The sequence below is a fragment of the Aestuariimicrobium sp. G57 genome (assembly GCF_050110855.1).
In the GTDB taxonomy this organism is placed as follows: domain Bacteria; phylum Actinomycetota; class Actinomycetes; order Propionibacteriales; family Propionibacteriaceae; genus Aestuariimicrobium.
The window spans coordinates 822,647-844,644 of sequence record NZ_JBNINW010000001.1 but is presented as its reverse complement, the minus strand read 5'-3'; the positions used below and the strand labels follow the sequence as shown (position 1 = coordinate 844,644).

16 protein-coding genes and 1 tRNA gene are annotated in these 21,998 nt (G+C 66.1%); 8 read left to right on the top strand and 9 right to left on the bottom strand.

Translation table 11 applies throughout. From position 1 onward, the window contains the following. Nucleotide 1: 1 nt before the first annotated feature. The 7 genes from ACQCX5_RS03880 to ACQCX5_RS03850 form a co-directional block, all read right to left on the bottom strand. Nucleotides 2-1,036: an NAD-dependent epimerase/dehydratase family protein gene (locus tag ACQCX5_RS03880; protein WP_434540654.1), complete on the bottom strand. Its 1,035-nt coding sequence runs from the start codon at nt 1,034-1,036 to the stop codon at nt 2-4. Then, complete coding sequence (locus ACQCX5_RS03875) at nt 1,033-2,238, bottom strand: DegT/DnrJ/EryC1/StrS family aminotransferase (protein WP_434540653.1); 1,206 nt, start codon at nt 2,236-2,238, stop codon at nt 1,033-1,035. The genes ACQCX5_RS03880 and ACQCX5_RS03875 overlap by 4 nt, the downstream gene beginning before the upstream one ends. Next, on the bottom strand, nt 2,235-3,011 hold the full coding sequence (locus ACQCX5_RS03870) for an amidohydrolase family protein (RefSeq protein ID WP_434540652.1): 777 nt from the start codon (nt 3,009-3,011) through the stop codon (nt 2,235-2,237). The genes ACQCX5_RS03875 and ACQCX5_RS03870 overlap by 4 nt, the downstream gene beginning before the upstream one ends. Further along, nucleotides 3,008-3,754, bottom strand: coding sequence for an amidohydrolase family protein (locus ACQCX5_RS03865; RefSeq protein WP_434540651.1), 747 nt, complete (start codon nt 3,752-3,754; stop codon nt 3,008-3,010). Before ACQCX5_RS03865 ends, ACQCX5_RS03870 begins: the two co-directional genes overlap by 4 nt. A 1-nt stretch (nt 3,755) precedes the next feature. Next, nucleotides 3,756-4,565: a carbohydrate ABC transporter permease gene (locus ACQCX5_RS03860; RefSeq protein WP_434540650.1), complete on the bottom strand. Its 810-nt coding sequence runs from the start codon at nt 4,563-4,565 to the stop codon at nt 3,756-3,758. Between the two features lies 1 nt (nt 4,566). Beyond that, nucleotides 4,567-5,517, bottom strand: coding sequence for a carbohydrate ABC transporter permease (locus ACQCX5_RS03855; protein WP_434540649.1), 951 nt, complete (start codon nt 5,515-5,517; stop codon nt 4,567-4,569). A gap of 84 nt (nt 5,518-5,601) precedes the next feature. Continuing rightward, complete coding sequence (locus tag ACQCX5_RS03850; RefSeq protein ID WP_434540648.1) at nt 5,602-6,840, bottom strand: extracellular solute-binding protein; 1,239 nt, start codon at nt 6,838-6,840, stop codon at nt 5,602-5,604. Nucleotides 6,841-6,993: 153 nt separating this feature from the next. Here ACQCX5_RS03850 and ACQCX5_RS03845 point away from each other — a divergent pair, with 153 nt between their 5' ends. Both ACQCX5_RS03845 and ACQCX5_RS03840 read left to right on the top strand, forming a co-directional pair. Continuing rightward, entirely contained in the window at nt 6,994-7,785 is a 792-nt protein-coding gene (locus tag ACQCX5_RS03845) for a Gfo/Idh/MocA family oxidoreductase (RefSeq protein WP_434540647.1), read from the top strand. A gap of 9 nt (nt 7,786-7,794) precedes the next feature. After that, nucleotides 7,795-8,799, top strand: a complete 1,005-nt coding sequence (locus tag ACQCX5_RS03840) for a LacI family DNA-binding transcriptional regulator (RefSeq protein WP_434540646.1) — start codon at nt 7,795-7,797, stop codon at nt 8,797-8,799. A gap of 23 nt (nt 8,800-8,822) precedes the next feature. Here the strand turns inward: ACQCX5_RS03840 and ACQCX5_RS03835 are convergent, their stop codons facing one another. Both ACQCX5_RS03835 and ACQCX5_RS03830 read right to left on the bottom strand, forming a co-directional pair. After that, nucleotides 8,823-10,223: a dihydrolipoyl dehydrogenase gene (locus ACQCX5_RS03835; RefSeq protein WP_434540645.1), complete on the bottom strand. Its 1,401-nt coding sequence runs from the start codon at nt 10,221-10,223 to the stop codon at nt 8,823-8,825. Between the two features lie 15 nt (nt 10,224-10,238). Next, on the bottom strand, nt 10,239-11,744 hold the full coding sequence (locus ACQCX5_RS03830) for a leucyl aminopeptidase (RefSeq protein ID WP_434540644.1): 1,506 nt from the start codon (nt 11,742-11,744) through the stop codon (nt 10,239-10,241). 126 nt (nt 11,745-11,870) lie between these two features. Between ACQCX5_RS03830 and ACQCX5_RS03825 the strand changes: the two genes are divergently transcribed. The 6 genes from ACQCX5_RS03825 (at nt 11,871) to ACQCX5_RS03800 (ending at nt 21,938) form a co-directional block, all read left to right on the top strand. Continuing rightward, nucleotides 11,871-11,943, top strand: a tRNA-Ala gene (locus tag ACQCX5_RS03825). 393 nt (nt 11,944-12,336) lie between these two features. Next, nucleotides 12,337-15,609, top strand: a complete 3,273-nt coding sequence (locus tag ACQCX5_RS03820; protein ID WP_434540643.1) for a helicase-related protein — start codon at nt 12,337-12,339, stop codon at nt 15,607-15,609. Beyond that, entirely contained in the window at nt 15,602-16,264 is a 663-nt protein-coding gene (locus tag ACQCX5_RS03815) for a DUF4391 domain-containing protein (RefSeq protein ID WP_434540642.1), read from the top strand. The genes ACQCX5_RS03820 and ACQCX5_RS03815 overlap by 8 nt, the downstream gene beginning before the upstream one ends. Before the next feature lie 18 nt (nt 16,265-16,282). Next, complete coding sequence (locus ACQCX5_RS03810) at nt 16,283-18,211, top strand: site-specific DNA-methyltransferase (RefSeq protein ID WP_434540641.1); 1,929 nt, start codon at nt 16,283-16,285, stop codon at nt 18,209-18,211. After that, nucleotides 18,211-20,184, top strand: a complete 1,974-nt coding sequence (locus ACQCX5_RS03805) for a site-specific DNA-methyltransferase (RefSeq protein WP_434540640.1) — start codon at nt 18,211-18,213, stop codon at nt 20,182-20,184. The genes ACQCX5_RS03810 and ACQCX5_RS03805 overlap by 1 nt, the downstream gene beginning before the upstream one ends. A gap of 8 nt (nt 20,185-20,192) precedes the next feature. Then, entirely contained in the window at nt 20,193-21,938 is a 1,746-nt protein-coding gene (locus ACQCX5_RS03800) for an RNA-binding domain-containing protein (RefSeq protein WP_434540639.1), read from the top strand. Nucleotides 21,939-21,998: the final 60 nt, after the last annotated feature.

Sequence of the window (21,998 nt, the reverse complement as noted above, 5' to 3'; positions counted from 1 at the left end):
GTCAGAACCTTCCATCTCGGGACTGGAACTTGGTGGCCTTGCCCAGCTGGCGCCCGCCCCCGCGGACCCATTCGGCGACCCAGGCCGTGGCGGTCTTCAGGCTGATTTCGGGGTAGCCGAACATGGCGTGCACCCGGCTGGCGTTGTTGAGCAGCGCCTCGGGTGCCTCGTCCCCGACGATCTCGACGTCGCTGCCCATCAGCCCGGCCAGTTCGTGGGCCAGCGCGCGGGTCGAGGCGGTCTCGGGCCCGGTGCCGTTGAGGATGAACGGCGGGGTGGCGGCGTGGGCGATGGAACGGATGCTCCATTCGGTCGAGTCGCGCTGCCAGACCACGTTGACCGCGCCCATGGTCACGTCGACCGGCTGCCCGGCCGCGATCTTGGTGGCGATGTCGGCCAGCACGCCGTAGCGCAGCTCGACGGCGTAGTTGAGGCGATAGATCGACACCGGCGTGCCCCACAGGTGCGCCGCGTGGACGAAGGCCTGTTCACGGGCCAGGCAGCTCTGGGCATAGGCGCCGAGGGGGCCCACGGCATCGTCCTCGGTGCAGCCGCCCTTGTGGGGGGCCACGAACGGGTAGACATTGCCCGAGCTGTAGACCACGGTCGGCACCCCGCGGTAGCGGCTGGCGGCGAAGCCGGGCACGACCGCGTTCATCCACCAGGTCAGGTGCTCATTGCCCGAGGTGCCGAACTTGTTGCCGGCCAGGTAGTAGACCGCACCCGCGTCGGGCAGGTCGGCATAGACGCCGGGGTCGGCCAGGTCGGCGGCGACCGGCACCGCGCCCCACGAGGCGACCAGGTCGCGGGCCGCGGCGTCCGACCAGCGGGACACGGCGAACACCGTGCGGTCACTGCCCTCGAGTGCCCGCAGCAGCATGCGCACCAGCGTGGGCCCGACCTTGCCGCCGGCGCCGAGCACCACGATGTCGCCCGTGGTGCTCGCCAGTGCTCCGGCGACCGCAGCCGAGGGCCGCGACAACTGGTCGTCCAGGTCGGCTTCGGTGTGTGGCATGCCTGCCAGCAGGTCTGTCATTGAGTTCTCCTGGATCGGGGATCGGTGAGGATTCGGGTGAGGGCCTCGGCGACGACGTCGGCGAGTGCCGGGTCGGCCATGAGTTGGGGTTGGCGCAGCCAGATGGTGCCGGCACTGAAATGGGCCGCGCCGGGGGTGGGCAGGCAGCGCGAGACCTCGGCCACCGCCGGAATCTGGTCGAGACCCGGGTAGCCGGCATCGGCCGCGATGCCCTCGGCCGCCAGCGCATCGAGCACGAACTGCTTGTCGATGCCGCGTTCGCCCAGCACCTGCTCGGCCGGGGCGATGTCGACCATCGCCAGGTGCAGCGTGTCGCGGGTGGTGCCCTCGGGGTGCGGGACGATCCGTGCGGGGGCCGAGCGAGTGGCCAACCCCGCGGCGAGCGCGTCGACGAAACTGGTGCGGGTGGCGATCTCGTCATCCAGCCGGTCGAGCCAGGGCAGCAGGATCGCGGCCTGGAACTCGGTCATCCGCAGGTTCCAGCCGATGCGTTCGTGGCCGTACCAGGCGCCGGTGCGGCTGCGCCCGACGTTGCAGACAGACCACAGCACCTCGCCCAACGCGGCATCGGTCGTGGTCAGCAGCCCGCCCTCGCCGGCGGTCATGGCCTTGGACGACTGGAACGAGAACGATGCCGCGGCACCCAATGAGCCGACGGGCCGGCCACGGTACGTCGCTCCGTGGGCCTGGGCGGCGTCCTCGAGCACGGGCAGGCCGAGGGGTGCGGTGAGCGCGGTGATCTCGTCCATGTCGCAGGGCGACCCGGCCAGGTGCACGACCATGACCGCTCGGGTGCGCTCGCCCAGCGCAGGTTCGAGGGTGGCGGCCGTCAGGTGGCCGTGCACCGGGTCGACGTCGGCGATCACCGGCACGGCGCCGAGCATGGCGACGGCGGTGGCCGAGGCGACGAAGGTATAGGCGGGCACGACGACCTCGTCGCCCGGGCCCACGCCCATCGCGGCGAGTGCGGCCGTCAGCCCGATGGTGCCGTTGACGGTGCCGACACCGGTCACACAGCCGTGCCGCTCGGCGAAGCGGCCGGCGAAGGTGGTGGCCAGGTCGCCGACATTGGCACCCCAGCGGCCCGAGTCGAGCACCTGGTTGAGCAGGTCGCGCTGGGCGTCGGTGGCCGGCGGCGGCCACGCGGGCCAGGTGCCGTCATGCAGCGGGGTGCCGCCGTCGATGGCGAGCGGGGTGGTCATGATGCCTCCTGTGGCGTGGGCGTGGGCAGGCGCGCCCCGAGAATGCGGACGAGGTTGCCGGCACCGACCGCGGCGCGTTCGGCATCGGTGAGGTCAGCGGCGATGAAGCGGCCCACGCCGGTGCGCGGGTCGAGGAACAGCGCGTCGGTGCCGAACAGCACCTTGTCGGCGCCCGCCTCGGCGACCACGCGGCGCAGCCAGTGGCGGGTGAGTCGTGAGCTGGCGGTCTCGAACCACAGGTTGTCGACCTCGGCGGCCAGCCGGGCCGCGGCCAACAGCCCGTTCAGCGACAGCCCGCCATGGCCCATGAGCAGTTGCGCCGAGGTGCGCCGCGCCACCGTCGCGGCCACCGCCGGGTCGCTCCAGGGTGACTGGGTCTGGGTGTGGGTCAGCACCGGCGCGCCGTGGTCGGCGGCCAGTTGCAGTACGGGCTCGTAGCGCGGGTCGTCCAGGGTGACCTCGTGGGTGTCGGGGTGGATCTTGATGCCCCACACCCCGGGCTGGTCGAGCTGGTCGGCCAACCGGGCCACGGCGTCGTGGTCGTGCGGCGAGGCCACCAGCCAGGCGTACAGGCGCCCCGGGTGGGCGGCCACGGCCTCGAGCGTCAACTGGTTGCCGGTGACGGCATCGTGGCCCACGCCGAACATGTGCGAGATGCCGGCGGCTTCGACACCCAGGTGGTCCATGGTGCGCACGAACCAGTCGGCGCCGGGTTGGGGCACGAAGAAGTCGGCCCAGGTGCCGATGTGGGCGTGGGCGTCGATGAGCCTCATGCGGCCACCCCCAGCAGGTCGCGGGCCGTGCCCGCGGCGATGCGTTCGACATCGGCGCGGGGCAGGTCGAGGTGGCGCAGCAGCCACGTGGCCCCGGCATCGTCGGCCAGCGGCCCGCCGGTGCCGAACACGAGCCGGTCGGCACCCGCCGCGCCGGCGAGCCATTCGACGGCCCCGGCGGTGTTGAGCGTGCCGGTCTCGACGACCACATTGCCGCGCTCCGCGAGCAGGGCGGCGGTGCGGCGCAGTTCGCGGTAGCCGGGGTTCAGGGCGACCACCGTCAGGTCGGGGAATGCCCCCGCCAGCGCCGCGACCGCCCCGAAGCCGACCTCGGTGACGTCGAGGCTGACCGCGATGCCGCCAGCCGTCAGTGCGCCCCACCAGTCGCCGGCCATCGCCGAGGTCAGGTCCCAGCGGTGCCGCACGGGGCAGGCGCGGACGAGCCTGGCGCCGAGCCCGACCAGCTCATCGGGGCCCGCGGGCCAGCCACCACCGGCAGCCGCGGGAATGATGACGGGCACCATCGAGATCGGGCCGTCAGCGGGCTCGTCCGACCCCAGGTCGTCCGGCCACGACGCCGATGGGTCGCCGTACAACTGGCCCGAGGCGACCGCGCTGCAACTGGCCACGCCCAGCGAGGCCAGGTCGGCGCGCAACGACGCGGCGTCCGGGGTGGGGGACTCGTCGTGGGGCACGGGGCCCAGCACCCGGTGCAGGTCGTGGATCTGGAGGTCGTCGTGCATGTCAGCCCTTGATGCCCGTCGACGCGATCGAGGCGACGATGTGGCGCTGCAGCGCGAAGAAGATGACCAGGCAGGGGATCACGGTGATCAGGGCCCCGGCCATCAGCTGCGCATGCGGCACAGACTCGGTGTTCAGCGTCGACAGACCGACCGTGAGTGTGCGCATGCCGTCGGTCTGGGCCATGACCAGGGGCCAGAGGAAGTCGTTCCAGTGCCACAGGAACACGAAGATGCCGAGCGTGGCCAGGATGGGCCGGGTCAGCGGCAGCACGATCTGGGCGAACGTGCGCCATTCACCGGCGCCGTCGACCTTGGCCGCGTCGAACAGTTCATCGGGCAGGTCGCGGATGAACTGGCGCATCAGGAACACGGCCTGGCTGTTGGCCAGCGTGGGCACGATCAGGCCCCAGTAGGTGTCGACCCCGTCGAGCTGGCTGACCAGCAGGAACATCGGGATCAGGGTGGCCTGGGTGGGCACCATCAGCGTGGCCAGGAATGACCAGAAGATGGCCTCGCGGCCGGGGAAGCGCTTCTTGGCGAAGGCATAGCCGGCCATGGCTGCCGTCAACAGGATGACCACGACCGAGACGGCGGCGTAGAGGAAGGAGTTCCACGTCCACTTCAAGAAGTTGCTGGCCTGCAGCGTGGCCTGGATGTTGTCGAGGGTGAGTCGTTCGGGCCACGTGTGCGGCAGCGTCGGTTCGCCCGCGGGGCTGAGCGCCAGCACCAGCACGGCCACGAACGGCAGCACGGTGCCCAGGGCGAACAGGGTGGCCAGCAGGTGGGCCCAGGTCAGTCGGCGGTGGCGCATCTCAGGCCTCCGCCCGGTCGACCAGCACGCGTTGCACCATCGAGATCACGAACACGATGAGGAACAGCACGACACCCACGGCGGCGGCGTAACCGAAGTTGAAGAACCGGAAGCCGCTCTCGTAGAGGTGGTAGATCAGCGTGTAGCTGGCCCGCGCCGGGCCACCTCCGGTCATCACATAGGCGGTGTCGAACACCTGGAAGGCGCCGATCGTCTCGATGACGAGCACGAAGAACAGCGAGGGGCGCAGCAGCGGCAGCGTGATGCGCCAGAACTTGTTCCAGCTCGAGGCGCCGTCGATGCTGGCTGACTCGTACAACTCGGCGGGGATGGTCTTGAGGCCGGCCAGCAGGATCAACATGGAATAGCCGAAGCCGCGCCACACCGAGACCGACGCGAGGCTGGTGAGGATCAGCCACCGGTCACCGGTCAGGAACGGGATCGCCTCGAAGCCGAGCTTGGTCACCAGCAGGTTGATGGGGCCGTCGACGTTGAGCAGCCACAGCCAGATGATGCCGGCGAGCACGAACGAGGTGACATAGGGCAGGAACAGCGCACCACGGAAGAAGCCGGAGCCCCAGACGATGCGCTGCAGCACCAGCGCGGTCACCAGGGCGATCACGACCATCATGGGCACATAGATCACGGCATAGATCAGGGTGGTCTTGAGCGCATTGAGCGCGACCGGGTTGGTGAAGAAGCGCTGGTAGTTGTCAAGCCCGACCAGTTCGTACTCGCCGCTGAGCTTGTAGTCGGTGAAGCTCAGGCCGACGGCACCCAGGCTCGGGATGTAACGAAAGATGATGAACAGCACGAGCATCGGCAGTACGAACAGCAGGCCTGCCCAGGCGTCGTGGCGCCGTTGGCGCTTGCGGGACGCGCGTGGGCCGGCGATCACCTCGGCTGCGGTGTCGACGCCAACAGGTGTCGCGGCGGGTGCGGTGGTGGGCATGGTTCCCTCGGGTGGTGGTGGACAGGCAGGTGCGGGGTTGGCCGGGGTGGGCCAACCCCGCACAGTCTTGCGTGCTGGTGCAGGTCAGCTCGCGAGGATGTCGTTGGCCTCCTTCTCGGCGTCACCGAGGGCCTGGTCGACGGTCTTCGAACCCTGCAGGGCTGCCTGGATGTGCGGTGCCAGCGCTGCCATCACCTGGCGGGCCTTGGGGTTGACCTCGCCGGCACGGGCCGTCTTGAGCGCTTCCTGGAACTTGGCGGTGTTCGGGTTGCTCTCATCGACCTTGGCGTCGGTGCGGGCGGGGAAGAAGCCCGAGGCGGCGGACAGCTTGGCCTGGAAGTCGGCCGAGCTCATCCACTTGGCCACGGTGTTGGCGCTGGCATCGTCGTCGCCGATGGTGGTGCGGGTCAGCAGGCCGGGCAGGCCGAACGTGACCTGCTTGGCACCGGTGAGCGGGGCGCCGACCTCGACATTGCCCTCGCCGAGTGCCTTTGTCATCAACGCGACATCGGCCATGCCGAGGGTGTAGCCCATGGCCGTCTTGCCGGTGGACAGGCCACCGCCCTCGACCTTGTTGCCCTTGGTGGCGGCGTCGGCCGGGATGCCCTTGACCTTCTGCAGGTCGACCAGGAACTGCAGCGCCGCCTTGCCCTCGGCGCCGTTGAACGCGACGGTCTTGCCGTCATCGTTGAAGATCTTGCCACCGGCCTGCCACAGCAGCGGGTAGTAGCTGAGGTTCAGGGTGACCTCGGGCGAACCCGAGTAGTCCATGACGGCGACGCCATTGGCGGCCAGCTTCGGCGCCGCGTCCTTGATCTCGTCCCACGTGGTCGGCAGCTTGGTGATGCCGGCGTCGGTGAAGACCTTCTTGTTGTACGCGGTGGTCGTGATGGTGTGGTAGATCGGCGCGGCATAGGTCTTGCCGTCGATCGTGGCGGCGTTGACGGCGTTCTCGAGGAACTTGGACTTGTCGTCCAGGCCGTCGAGCTCCTTCAGGCCACCGGTCTTCTGGTACTGGGGGATCTGGTCGGGGCCGAGCACCACCAGGTTCGGGCCCTTGCCCGCGCTGATGGCGGTGGCGATCTTCTCGTCACGGCCATCCCAGGGCTGGAGTTCGATCTTCAGGTCGATGGTCGAGTTGGCCGCCTCGAAGTCCTTCTCGGCCTGCGACCAGAACTCCTGGCTCTTGGTGGCATCCGCGATCACGGGGTACATCCACACCGTGACCTCCTTCTTGCCACTGGAATCGCCGGCGTCGCTGCCGCATCCCGTGGCAAGCAGGGCCATGGCCACACCGATGGCAGCCAGTCGCTTGATCTTCATGCAAACCCTCCTTGGTTCACTTCGCTTCGACCCGGGTGCTCCGCCTCAGGGCTGTGGGGACGGTCGAAAACGTTTACTGTGAGCGTATGGCCTCATCATGGTGGTTGAACAGGTGCTGTCACCATTTTGTTATCTAGAACGTGAGGAGTGGTCATGACGCACATCGCTGCGGTCGGTCAACCGGGGGGTCACCTGCAGGCCTTCATGCAGGCCATCGAGGCGCTGCCTGACGTGAGCGTTGACGTGCTGACAAGCGCCGATGCGCAGGCGCGGGCGGCGCAGTTCGACGGGGTGGCGGTGTTCACCCGCGACCCGCACGAGCATCTGGCGATCGCCGGCCCGCTGCTGCAGGCGGGGCTGCGCGTGTTCGTGGACAAGCCGCTCACGGCCGACCCGCACCAGGCCTGGGAAGTGATCACCACCGCTGAGCGATCGGGCACGGTGGTGAGCTCGGCGTCGGCGTTGCGCTGGTTGCCGGGGGCGCTCGGCTGGCGCTCTGAGGTGGACGAGGCCATGGCCGCGGGGGAGCTGGCCGAGGTGGGCGCGTCGGGCATCGCCCTGCCCGACGAGCAGTGGGCCGGGGCCTGGTACCACGGCGTGCACCCCGTCGACCTGCTCGGGCCATGGTGGGCACTGGCCTCGTCCGGGTTGGTCGTCGACGCAGACACCGACTCGGCCACGGTCAGCGCAACGCGCGCCGACGGCGTGGTCGTGCGTGCCCGGATCAGCGCCGAGAAGCAGCCCTACCGGTTGTGGTGGGTCGGCCGCGACGGCACCCGCCACGAGCGCGAGTTGCCGGTGGGTGAGGGGTACTTCGGGCCGATCACCGAGCGGGTGGTCGGCTTCTTCGCCGGGGACGACCTGGTCGGCCATGCCGAATGCCTCGATGTCATCACGGTCACGAATGCGCTTGTCGACCGGTGGAATCGGGTGCGCGCGCACTAGGCTTCGGGCATGGCAGGCAACCTCAAAGAAGTGGCCCAGCGTGCCGGTGTCTCGCTGGCGACCGCTTCACGGGTGCTGTCGGGCAGCCCCTACCCGGTCAGCGAAGAACTCCGTGAGCGCGTGATGGCGGTCGCGGAGGAACTGGACTATGTGCCCAACGCGCAGGCGCGCGCCCTGATCGTGGGCAGCAGCCGCACCGTGGGCATGCTGGTCGGCGAGGTGGGCGACCCGTACTTCGATGCGATGATCAACGGCGTGCACCGCATCGCGAAAGAGCAGTCGCAGCTGGTCACCATCGTCAGCACGGGGCGCGACCCCCGTCGTGAGCTGGACAGCTTCAGGCTGTTGCAGTCACATGGCGCGAGCGTGATGATCGTCGCCGGTTCGGGGCTGGATGACCCCGCCTACCGCGAGGGCCTGGCAGCGCGGATCAGGAGCTTTTCGGGCACCACCGTGCTGATCGGACGCCACGAGATCGACCCCGAACAGCGGGTGCTGTGCGTGCAGGCCGACAACCTCGACGGCGGGCGCATGCTGGGTGAACACCTGCGCGCGCTCGGCCACACCCGCGTGGGCGTGGTGTCGGGCAGTTCGGTGGTCAGCTCGACCAGCGACCGCGTGCGCGGCCTCACAGAGGGGCTGGGCGTCGAACCCCGGGTGCTTGAGGTCGGCCAGACCCGCGAGGGTGGTTATGAGGGGACGAGGCACCTGCTCGACGTTGATCCCGACCTGACGGCCATCGTCGGCACCGCCGACCAGATGGCGATCGGGGCGATGGCCTATTGCCGCGAGCAGGGGCTGCGGGTGCCGACCGACCTGTCGGTGGCCGGCTGGAACGACATCTGGGTTGGCCGTGACCTGGTGCCGTCGCTGACCACGGTGCACCTGCCGCTCGAAGAGATGGGCGAAGCGGCGCTGCGGTTGGCGCTGGCGCCGCAGACAGCCGAGCCGCGGGCCCAGACGTTCCCGGTGCAGCTGGTGGTGCGGGAGTCGACGGGGCCGGTGCGCAGCTGAGTTGTTGACGGGCCCCGCCGGGGTCAGGCGTGCACGTGCAGGGGTCGTCCGGCCAGCGCCATGCACGCCTCACCGAACGCCTCACCCTGGGTCGGGTGCCCGTGCACGAACTCGGCGACGTCCTCGGGCAGGGCCTCCCAGCCGACGGCCAGCTGTGCCTCGCCCGCGAGTTCGCTGACGCCCTGGCCGATGGCGTGCACGCCGACGATCGGTCCGTCGACCAGCCGCACGACCCGGACGAAGCCGGTGGTGCCCTTGATGATGCTGCGGCCGTTGCCGCCCAGCGGGTAGTCGAGTGACTTCACCTCGCCCAGCCGCTGGGCCGCGGCGACGGTGAGCCCGACCGAGGTGATCTCGGGGTTGCAATAGGTGACCCGCGGCAGCGTCGAGTCCTCGGGCAGCACGGGGTTGTCGGCGTGGCGGCCCAGCTGGTGGGCCACGACCTCGGCCACGAACATGCCCTGCGCGAACCCGCGGTGGGCCAGCTGCGGCCCGGCGACGACGTCACCGACGGCGAACACGCCGCGCACCGAGGTCATCAGCCGGTCGTTGACCCGCACCAGGCCACGGTCGACGCTGACCCCGGCCTCGGTGAGGCCGAGGTTGTGGGTGGCGGGTTCGCGTCCGACGGCGACGAGCAGGATGTCGGCCGTCAGCGTCTTGCCGTCGTCCAGGATGAGCGTGGCGTCGGTCGCGGTCGAGGTGGCGCCGGCGACCTTGACCCCGAACTGGGTGGCGATGCCGCGCTTGGTGAACGCGCGCAGCAGCGCCTTGCTGATGTCGGGTTCTTCGGCGGGCACGAGCCGGTCGAGGGCCTCGACGATGGTGACGTCGACGCCGAGTGAGCGCCATGCCGAGGCGATTTCGACGCCGATGACCCCGCCGCCGATGACCAGTGCCGTGCGGGGCAGTTCGGCGAGTTTGAGGGCGTGGTCACTGGTGATGATGCGCTGGCCGTCGATGGTCAGGCCGAGGGTTTTTGGACGAGCACCGGTGGCCACCAGCACATTTCGTCCACGGATGATGTCGTCGCCCACCCGCACGCCCAGGCCCTCGCGGTCACTGACCAGGGTGCCCCAGCCCTCGACCTGGGTGATGCCGGGGCTGGTGGTGACCAGCCCCGTCAGGCCCTTGTGCAGCCGGTTGATCACGCCGTCGGCCCAGTCGACCAGCACCTCGCCCTGCACGCCGTCGTAGCGGGTCTTGAGGCCCATCACGTCGCCGTCGCGGGCGTGGTCGGCCACCTCGGCGGCGTGCAGCCACGCCTTGGTGGGAATGCAGCCGCGGTGCAGGCAGGTGCCGCCAAGCTTGCCGGCCTCGACGATGGCGACGTCGAGTCCGAGCTGGCTGGCGCGCAGGGCGGCGGCATAGCCGCCGCTGCCGGCACCGAGAATGACCAGGTCGTGGCGTGAGGCGGGGGTCATGTCAGTTCATCTCGTTCAGTTGCTCATCGTCCGGGCCAGCGCGATCAGGGTGCGCACGCCGAAGCCGGTGCCGCCGACGGGCACCTCGGCATAGGGGGCGTCGACGCCCCAGGCGGGGCCGGCGATGTCGATGTGGGCCCAGTCGGATCCGTTGGTGAAGCGGCGCAGGAACGCTGCCGCCGCGAGGGCACCGCCGTTGCGGTCGCCGCTCGACTTCACGTCGGCGATGCTGCTCTTGAGGCCCTGGTCGATGTGGTCGGGGATCGGCAGGTGCCACAGCGGCTCGCCGGCGACCTCGGCCGCGTCGAGAATCGCGTCTGCCGAGATGTCGTCGGACGCCATGAGCCCGGCGATGCGCTTGCCCAGTGCGACGACGCACGCCCCGGTGAGGGTGGCGATGTCGACGATGAGGTCGGCATTGTCCTGGGTGGCGCGGGCGAGGGCGTCGGCCATCACCAAGCGGCCCTCGGCGTCGGTGTTGGCGTTCTCGACGGTCAGGCCGCCGTACATGTGCAGCACGTCGCTGGGGCGGTAGGCGCCGCCCGAGGGCATGTTCTCGGCCAGGGCGCCGTAGGCGATGACGCGGACGTTGAGGCCCAGGCGGGCGATGGCGCCGATGGTGGTGATGACGGCGGCGGCACCGGCCATGTCGCACTTCATGTCATACATGCCGGCGGCGGGCTTGATGTCGAGGCCGCCCGAGTCGAAGGTGATGCCCTTGCCGACCAGCGCGAGGGTCTGGGTGGCTCCCTTGGGGGCGTATTCGGCGCGGAACAGCCGCGGCTGGCGGGTCGAACCGCCGCCGACGGCCAGGACGCCGCCATAGCCGGCCTTGGCCAGCGCCTTCTCGTCGAGCACCTCGATGCTGATCTTGGTGTCCTTGAGCCAGGCGGTGGCCTCGTCGGCGAAACTGGCGGGGTAGAGCTGGTTGGGCGGCAGGTTCACCCAGTCGCGGGCGGTGCCGACGGCCTCGGTGATGACGGTGGCGCGCTCGATGGCGGCCTTGGCGTCGGCGGTCTTGTTGTCACTGACCAGCTCGATCTCGGGAAGCGCCTTGCGGGCCTCGGTGGCCTGGGTCTCGACGGTGTAGGCGCCGAGCACGGCCCCCTCGGCGGCGGCCTGGATGAGCTCGGGGTCGGCCAGTTCGAAGCTGATCGCCACGGGACCGTCGAGGGCTTCGGTGCCCTGGATCGTCCGCAGTGCGGTGGCGGCGGCATGGCGCACCTGGCCGGGGGTGACGTCGACCTCGCCGAGGCCCACGACGACCAGGCGCACCTTGTCGATGCTGGGCAGCACGGTCACCTTGCCGAGTTCGCTGGTGGCACCCAGGTCTTCGGCGAGCTCGAGCACGTCGGCGCCAAACCGCTTGGGGACGGCCTTGGCGATGGCGGCGGGCACACCCAGCAGGGTGGGCTCGTCGCTGCCGGAGGTGGCGAGGCCCACCACCACGATGCCGGTCGACTTTGACGCGGCGGTGACGAGGGTGAGCACGGGCGAGGTGAACGAGGAGAGACGACTCATGGGCTACAGGCTAGCGGGGTGGGGGAGTGGGGGACTGGGTGTCTGTGGGAGGTGGGTGCTCGCGTTGCGTGGGCGCCGGTCGGGTGCCTATGATGGTGCGTCGCTGCCCGGGTTCGCGGGCGGTGCGGGGCTATGGCGCAATTGGTAGCGCACCTGCTTTGCAAGCAGGGGGTTAGGGGTTCGAGTCCCCTTAGCTCCACCCAGGGTATGAGCGCCATCCATTCGCAAGGGCGCGACGATCTATAACTGAACGCCCTTAAGCTCTCCTCTCAGGTTTGCAGTGACCCTCTGACTCTGGGGTGCCTCGGTTGTGGGAGCTGGCAGGGTCCCCAACAACCACTTGCTCGACCACGTCCAGAGAAACGCAGCTCGAGAGGGGCAACTGCCGGTATTGTCCCGCGTATTCCGAGTATTTGCCTGCTCGGAGCCGGGACGTGGAGGAGGCCCAACGTGGCTCAGCTGTGGCTGTGCGCAGTCGACACGGTCGCCCACCTGGGGGCACTTGGAGGTTCCAGGACAGCGAGCTCGACGGCAGGGTGCGACGTGGTGAGTGCCTCTGCCGCGACGCGCGACGAGGATGCCGGGTAGTCGAGTGAGGATCATCAACAACGTCTCCGATCTGCTGGGCGACGATCTCAAAGCCGAGATCAACCCGGGCGCGAAGGTGCGGATCGCGGCATCGACCTTCTCCATCTTCGCGTTCGAGGCTCTTCGGAAAGAGCTCGAGAAGGTCTCGGAGTTGGAGTTCATTTTCACATCGCCCTCGTTCGTGACGGAGAAGGTGACGGACAAGCTCCGCAAGGAGCGTCGCGAGTTTTTCATCCCAGCGGGCCAGGCCGAGTCAAGCCTGGCAGGGACTGAGTTCGAGATCAGGCTACGCAACAAACTCACCCAGCGGGCCATTGCACGGGAGTGCGCCGACTGGGTTCGCCGCAAGGTCACGTTCCGATCGAACGCCACTGGCAAGCCGATGCAGCAGTTCGCAGTGATCGATGACAGAACCGCGTATACGCAGCTCCAAGGGTTCACCACCGCCGATCTCGGCTACGAACGCGGTAACGCCGTATCGAGTTTCGTGAACCGGCTCGACGAAGCTCCGATGACCGAGCAGTACATGCAGCTGTTTGACCAGATTTGGAGCAACCCTGAGCAGGTCAGCGATGTCACCCAGGCCGTCCACGACCACATCGCCAGCGTATACACCGAGAACTCCCCGGCACGCATCTACTTCCTGATCCTTTACAACCTCTTCGCTGAATTTCTCGACGACATCAACGAAGACGTGCTGCCGAACGACCGCACTGGCTACCAAGAGACGAAGGTCTGGCAGAGCCTCTACAATTTCCAGCGTGACGCGGCTACGGGCATCATCAACAAGTTGGAGACCTACAACGGGTGCATCCTCGCTGACTCTGTCGGCCTCGGTAAGACGTTCACCGCCCTCGCCGTCATCAAGTACTACGAACTACGAAACAAGTCGGTCCTTGTACTCTGTCCGAAGAAGCTCGCTGAGAACTGGACGAACTACAACGCCAACCTCACAACGAACATCTTCGCCTCTGACCGTTTCAACTACGACGTACTCGCCCACACGGACCTCTCTCGCACCAAGGGTGATTCGCTCGGGCTGCGGCTGGATCGGATCAACTGGGGCAACTACGACCTCGTCGTCATCGATGAATCCCACAACTTTCGTAACGCCGACTACGCCCAGGAGAAGGAGTCGCGCTACCAGCGCCTCATGCGCCAGGTCATCCGCGAAGGGGTGAAAACCAAGGTCCTGATGCTCTCGGCCACCCCGGTGAACAACCGGTTCAACGATCTCAAGAACCAACTCCAACTCGCATACGAGGGCGAATCAGAGAACCTTGCCCAGCACTTGAGTCTGTCCACGACGGTCGAGAAGGTCTTCTCCGACGCGCAGCGCGTGTTCAACGAGTGGTCCAAGCTCGACGCCGAGCACCGCACGACGGACCGTATCCTTCAGATGCTCGACTTCGACTTCTTCGAGTTGCTCGACGCCGTCACCATCGCCCGCTCCCGCAGGCACATCCAAATGTTCTACGACACCACAGACATCGGTCCCTTCCCTGAGCGACGTCCACCCTTGTCGATCCGAGAGCCACTCACGGACCTTACGAGCGTGGCCGACTTCAATGACATCTTCGACCAGCTTCAGGTACTCACACTTGCCGTATACACACCGCTCGCCTATGTGTTCCCGAGCAGACGCGCGAAGTACGAGGAGCTATACAACGTCGCTGGGGGCACGGCTCGCTCCAACCTGGGCCAGGCGGGACGCGAGCAGGGCTTGAAGCAGCTCATGACGGTGAACCTGCTCAAACGGCTGGAGAGTTCGGTGGAGGCCTTCCGGCTCACGCTGGCGAAGATCGAACACTCTGTTACTCAGACGCTTGGACGGATCAGTAACCATGCGGGTCACCTCTCCGACCTGAGTCCTGAGCTTGCGGGGCTCGACTTCGATCTCGATGACGAGGACGACGCGAACATTGAGGCCCTGTCCTTCGGCGAGAAGATCAAGGTCGATCTCGCTGACCTCGACATCGAGTCTTGGCAGCGAGACTTGTGGAACGATCGCGAGACTCTGACAGAACTCCTCGACGAGATCGAACTTGTCACTCCGTTGCATGATCTGAAGCTGCGTAAGCTCAAGCAGCTCATCACGGACAAGGCAGAGCGCCCTTTCAACGACGGCAACCGCAAAGTACTGGTGTTTTCCGCCTTCGCCGACACTGCCAACTACCTCTACCGAGAGCTGGCACCCACGCTGGCAGCTGCTGGCTTGGACACCGCCGTGATCACTGGGGGAAGTCGCGGATCGAAGACGACTGTGGGAACGGGACTCGACTTCCAGGAGGTCATGACGCTGTTCTCACCGCGATCCAAGCAACGGCACCTGACGATGCCGCACGAGACCCGTGAACTGGACGTCCTCATCGGCACAGACGTGATCAGCGAGGGCCAGAACTTGCAGGATTGCGACTATCTCATCAACTACGACATCCACTGGAATCCGGTGCGCATCATTCAGCGCTTCGGACGCATCGACCGCATCGGCTCCACCAACAGCCACATCCAGCTCGTGAACTTCTGGCCCGACATCTCTCTTGACGAGTACATCAACCTCAAGGAGCGCGTCGAGAACCGCATGGTCATCGCGGACGTGGCTGGCACCGCCAACGACAATGTTCTAAGCCCGGAGGGCTCCGACGCAAAGTTTCGCAAGGAGCAACTACGCAAACTCCAAGACGAGGTCATCGAGCTCGAAGACGTCCGAACGGGAGTCTCGATCACCGACCTCGGACTCAACGACTTCCGCATGGACCTGCTCGGCTACATCAAGGAATACGGCGACCTCGACACCGCGCCGCGCGGCCTCCACGCCGTGATCCCCGCCGACCCCAGCAAGGGACTACGACCCGGCGTCATCTTCGCTCTGCGAAACCTCACCGCAGGCGAACACATCAACCGAGGCAACCGCCTCCACCCGCACTACCTCGTCTACCTCGACGACCAGGGCGAGGTTATCGCGAATCACACCGAAGCCAAGCACCTCCTCGACCTGCTGCGCGTCGGCTGCCGACCCTACGAAGAGCCGGTCACCGAAGTCGTCGGTGTGTTCAATGCCGCGACCGGCGAGGGTGCGCAGATGGGCAAGTACTCGGCGCTGCTCACCGATGCGATCCGCTCCATGATCGATGTCACCGAGGAACGCGACATCGACAGCCTCTTCACCGGCGGCAGCACCACCGCCCTCACCCAAGCCATCGCCGGCCTCGACGACTTCGAGCTGACCGCGTTCATCGCTGTCGTAGACCCCACCGAGGGCGGTGCCGATGACTGACATCCTCTACCGCTGGCCAGAGGCAGCAAAGTTCGGCAGACGCGTGCCCAAAGAGAAGTTCTACGAGCACGGCACCGTCAGTACCGCAGTGCGCGAGAAGTTCATCAACGAAGTGCAACGCATCACCTGGGCCTACAAACTCGCCGAAGCCACGATCAACCTCCCTGGCACGTCGGCGGTGCCCGAGATACAGGTCTTCACGATCGACGCCAAGACCGATGACGTCAGCGAGGGTGTCCTGGGCGCCATCGACAAGGCCATCCCGTTCCCGATCATCTTCGAGATCGCGCGTCACCGCGAACAGTCCAGGGTGCGGATTGCTGCGGCGCACAAGCAACTCGGGGCAGGAACGCCGAAACTCAGCGCCTACTACTCGACCGGTTGGCAGCCAGAGGACACCACGCGGCAGGCCCTGCCGACGGCGATCACCTTGCCTGCGCTCTACGCCGCGCTCCTGCAGCCGCTGACCCCGATCACAGTGCGCCCGGGCGAGGCGATGTCAGACGTCGCCGACAGACTGGCCACGGTGCGCAAGCTCGAACGCGAGGTCGCGTCCCTGGAGCGCAAGCTCCGAACCGAGCCACAGCTCAACCGCAAGGTCGAACTCCGCCGCACACTCAAGACGAAGCAACACGAACTGGAACAGCAGAGGTAACCCGTGGAGAGACTACGAATGACATCACCCGACCTCACGCAGGCCAACATCGACAAGATCGCCCAACTGTTCCCCAACGTCGTCACCGAGAGCTCCGACGCCGACGGTAACCCAGTGCAAGCTGTCGACTTCGACCTCCTGCGTCAGGAACTCAGCGACCACATCGTCGAGGGTCCGCAGGAACGGTACCGGCTCGACTGGCCCGGCAAGCGTGCCGCAGCCTTCACAGCGAACGCGCCGATCGCTAAGACCCTCCGTCCCGTTCGCGAGGAGTCGGTGGACTTCGACACGACGAGGAACCTCTTCATCGAAGGCGACAACCTCGACGCGCTCAAGCTGCTCCAGGAGTCCTACCTCGGCAAGGTCAAGCTGATCTACATCGACCCGCCGTACAACACCGGGAACGACTTCGTCTATAACGATGACTTCGCCGAGTCTGTCGAGGAGTACCTGATCCGATCCGGTCAGATGGGCGACTCCGGCGCAAGGCTCACAGCCAACGCAGAATCCAACGGTCGGTTCCACTCCGACTGGCTATCGATGATCTACCCCCGCCTCAAGCTTGCGCGTTTATTGCTGACCCAAGATGGGCTGATCAGCGTTTCCATCGACGACCACGAACTGCCAAGGCTTCGCGGAGTAATGGATGAAGTCTTCGGGAGGCAGAACTTCATCGCTGTCGTCGTCTGGCATAAGATGGACAGCCCGAAGAACTCCGCACGCCACCTCAGCGAAGACCACGAGTACCTCGTCCTCTATGCGAGGGACGCGGACGTCTGGCGCCCGAATCTCCTCCCACGGACTGAGGACATGATCGCTCGGTACAAGAACCCCGACAATGACCCGCGTGGACCATGGCTGCTCGGCGATCTTGCAGCTCGAAATCGATACGATGACGGCCGATTTTCGATCACGACACCAACGGGAAGGGTGATCGACGGTCCGCCGCCGGGAAGCTACTGGCGCGTAAGTCAGGCAAAGTTCGATGAATTGGACGCAGATGGACGCATCTGGTGGGGCGACGGGTCTGTACGACCGGGCATCAAACGCTTTCTCTCCGAGGTTCGAGACGGCGTTATCCCTCAGACCTACTGGAGCTGGCATGATGTCGGAAGCACTCGCAACGCCAAGCAGGAACTCCACAAACTGATGGAGGCAGCGTCCGGTGAGAACCTGTTCGTCACGCCGAAGCCGGTTGGCTTGGTGGAGCGCCTGCTCAAGATCGCGTCCGACCCGGACTCCATCATGCTCGACTTCTTCGCGGGCTCAGGCACAAGCGCTGACGCCATCTTGCGCGCCAACGCTGCGGATGGCGGTTCCCGTCGGTTCATCCTGGTCCAGCTGCCTGAGCAGCTCGGTGACAGCGGCACACCCGCCCTCGGGCGCTACAGCACCATCGCGGATGTCTGTCGCGACCGCATCAGTCGCGCTGGGGAGAAGGCTGTCGCTGAGGCCGGTCTCGCGGCACCGTCGCTTGACATCGGCTTCCGTGCTCTTCAGATCGACTCGACAAACATGGTGGACGTGAGGGCGAGCTCGGACGAGCTTGGCCAGGGCGAGCTTGACGGTCTGATCAGCAGCGTGAAGCCCGACCGTACGGGCGAAGACCTGCTGTTCCAGGTCCTGCTCGACTGGGGACTGGAACTCACGATGCCGATTCGGAAGGAGACTATCGATGGCTTTGAGGTGCATGACGTTGAGGAGGGTGCGTTGATCCTGTGCACACATCCGCGTGAGGCGCGGGATTCCTCTCTCTCTCTCTCTCTCTCTCTCTCTCTCGGGCTGCCGCAGCCATCGCGGAGCGTCAGCCACTTCGTGTCGTGTTCCTCGACGAAGACTTCGCGGACGACGCGGAGCGCGTCAACGTCGGGCAGGTGTTCAGTGAACGCTCGCCACACACTGAGGTCAAGACCATATGACCGTCGCTCGATGGTCGGTGGTGCGTGATGGAGAAGCGTACCCTGCACACACCCGACCTCACCGCCCGCAACATCGCGCGGATTGCCGACCTGTTCCCGCAGGTCATCACCGAGTCCCGCGACCCGGAGGGCAACGTGATCACCGCGATTGACTTCGACTTGCTCCGTCAGGAACTCAGCGACCACATCGTGGAAGGGCCACAGGAACGGTACCGGCTAGATTGGCCAGGCAAGCGCGCGGCCGCCTTCACGGCGAACGCGCCAATTGCCAAGACCCTCCGCCCGGTTCGCGAGGAATCGGTGGACTTCGATAACACAAAAAACCTCTTCATCGAAGGCGACAATCTCGACGCCCTCAAGCTGCTCCAGGAGTCGTATCTCGGCAAGGTGAAGCTGATCTATATCGATCCGCCTTACAACACAGGGAACGACTTCGTCTACGACGATGACTTCGCCGAGTCGAGCGCGGGGTACCTCGCCCGCTCTGGACAGAAGTCTGAGACGGGCGTTCGCCTCGTTGCCAATACTGAAGCCAACGGGCGGTTCCACTCCGACTGGCTGAGCATGATGTATCCGCGGCTTTGCCTGGCGAGGAACCTTCTGACCGATGACGGCGTCATGATCGTGGCGATCGATGACCACGAGCACGCGAACCTGCGGTCGATGCTCGACCTGGTCTTTGGAGCCGACAACTTCCTTGCCAACGTGGTGTGGCAAGGATCAGGTAAGAACGATGCGCGGTTCACGGCAGGTGGCCTCGATTACATGCTCATCTACGCACGGAGCAAGGCAGCACTGATCGGACTTGACGCGCGCTTCAAAGGTCCAAAACGTGGCTACGACGATGTCATGGAGGCGGGGCGCCGGGCGTGGGAGGAGTCGAGGCACGATGCCGCGCGTGCAACCTCGCTCTACCGTGCATGGTGGAAGTCCAAGCCTGATGTCGAGGCGGGTCTCAAGGCGTACAGCGAGATCGACGCACGCGGGCGAATCTTCACCCGCGACAATCTCGCTAGCCCGAATCCGCGTGAGAACCTGCGGTACGAAGTCCTGCACCCCACCACAGGTCAGCCCGTTCCCATGCATGAGTATGGATGGCGGTTGTCTCGCGATGCGATGGCTGAGCGAATCAGTCAGGATCGGATCATTTTTGGCGCGGATCACACGACGACGCCGCGGTTCAAGCGACTTCTGGAGGACATGGATAGCCAGGCCATCCGCCCCGTGATTCAACAGGAACGAGCTCCCGCGAGCGACGCGTTGACGAGGCTACTTGACGGCAAAATGTTCGACTACCCGAAGGACGTTCGGGTCCTTGGAACCTGGGTCGACGCCGTAACGGGCAACGACAAGAACGCGATCATCCTCGACTTCTTCGCGGGTTCAGGTTCGACCGGGCACGCCATCATGAACCTCAACGCTGCCGATCGTGGCAATCGACGTTTCATCCTTGTGCAACTCGACGAGACTCTCGACCCCGGCTCGGCTGGGGGCCAGCGCGGGTTTGCGACTCTCGCCGACGTCGCCCGTGAGCGCCTGCGTCGGGCCGGAACGCAAGCGAAGGAAGAGGCGCGGCTCCTGGGCAACAACCTTGACGTCGGCTTCCGCGCGCTGCGTATCGATGGCAGCAATAAGGCCGATGTTCTGAGAGCCGCAGATGACACAGATCAACTCGGACTTGACTCGCTGGAAGCGAGCATCCGGGCTGGCCGGTCTGGGGAAGACCTTCTGTTTCAGGTGTTGCTCGACTGGGGACTCGAACCGTCGGTGCCGATCACACGCGCCGAAGTCGATGCCCGCGAGGTGTTCGCGGTTGACGACGACGCGCTGATCGCCTGCTTCGCGGAGTCTGTGACTCCGGGGGTCGTGCGGGCGATCGCTGAGCGCGGCCCGCTGCGCGCCGTCTTCCGCGACGATGCCTTCGAGTCCGACGCTGCGCGTATCAACGCCGAGCAGGTGTTTCGTGAGGTGTCGCCCGCGACCGAGGTAAGGACGATCTGAGGAACGACATGACCTTGACGAACGACGAACTCACCCAGCTCCTGGACCGGCTGTTGGCCGGTTGGGAGAATGAGGTTGTCGAGTTCAAGGAGGCTGCACGCCAGTTCTCTGCGGACAAGACCGGTCAGTACTTCTCGGCGCTGAGCAACGAGGCGAACCTACGCGGGCTCGCGTCGGGGTGGCTTGTCTTCGGGGTCTCGAACGCTCGGCAGGTCGTGGGCACGACCCATCTCATTGATGTGCAGCAGCGTCAGACCTTGAAGCAGCACATCCATCAGTCCATTGATCAGGGGCTGACCGTCCGCGAGGTCCACGAGGTCATGCACTCGGGTAAGCGCGTGGTGCTCCTGGAAGTGCCGGCTGCGCCCCGCGGCATCCCGATCTCATGGAAGGGTGACTACCGAGCTCGTGCCGGTGAGAGCCTGGTGCCGCTCTCGCTCGACAAGTTGGATGAGATTCGGCGTCAGACCATCAGTGCTGATTGGTCGGCGGTCGTGGTTCCTGACGCCACGCTCGCTCACCTCGATCCGGGTGCGATCACGCGCGCGCGTCAGGGGTTTACCGAGCGATACGCCTCCCGTGTCCCCGCTGCTGACATCGACTCATGGGATGACGCGACCTTCCTGGCCAAGGCGAGGTTGACCCGCGACGGCCGGATCACGCGGGCCGCGCTCCTTCTGCTCGGTGCCGACACCTCGACGCACCTGCTAACCCCGCATCCCGCACAGATGACCTGGAAGCTCGTTGGCGAGCAGCGGGCGAACGAGCACTTCCGGCTACCCTTCCTGCTGAACACGACGGCGCTCGCGAAGCGCATCCGCAACGTACAGCTCCGGCTCCTGCCGCCGGACGAGTTGATCTACCGAGAGATCAGCAAGTATGACGAACGCAGCCTGCTCGAAGCGCTCTACAACTGCATCGCACACCAGGACTACACGCGAAACTCGCGGATCATCGTCACCGAGCATGCTGACCGCATCACCTTCGAGAGCGTGGGCGAGTTCTTCGACGGCACACCCGACGACTACGCCTTGGACGAGCGCACCCCACGGCAGTACCGCAACCCGTTCCTCGTCGAGGCGATGACCGAGCTGAACCTCATCGACCAGATGGGCTACGGAATCCACCGCATGGTGCAAGACCAGGTCCGTCGCTTCTTGCCACTGCCCGACTACGACCTCAATACCGCTGGCGAGGTGAAGCTCACCATCCCGGGCGCGGTGATCGACGAGTCCTACTCCCAGCTGCTCATGGTCCGAACCGATCTTCCCCTCGAAGACGTGCTTGCGCTGGATCGGGTGCAGAAGGGACTTGATATCAGCGAGAAGGCCGCCCGCCACCTGCGGAGAGTCGGCCTGCTCGAGGGCCGCAAGCCGCACCGCCGGATAACTCCTCGCGTCGCAGCCGTGACCGGTGCCATGGCCGACTACATCCGCACCCGACCCCAGGCGGACGCTCACTACGCAGCCCTGCTGACCGATCTTCTCCGCGCGCAGGGACACGCAGACCGTGGCGACATAGAGGCCTTGCTTCGGCCGGCGCTCAGCGAAGCGCTCACTGAGCAGCAGAAGGCAACTAAGATTACGAACCTCCTGACCAAGCTGCGCCGCCACGGCGTCATCGTCAACCGCGGCACCCGCACGAAGCCACGATGGGAGCTTTCTTACGCAGGCGACGAAGGCGCGCAGTCCGAGCTCTCGCGCAAGAAAGATGAAGACGCCAGCGGTGCCGCTAGAGGGCCAGGATCAGCGTGAACACTTGCATCCACGCCGCTCTCGCACTTCTAGCAGCGACGACGAACAGCGCCGATTGCA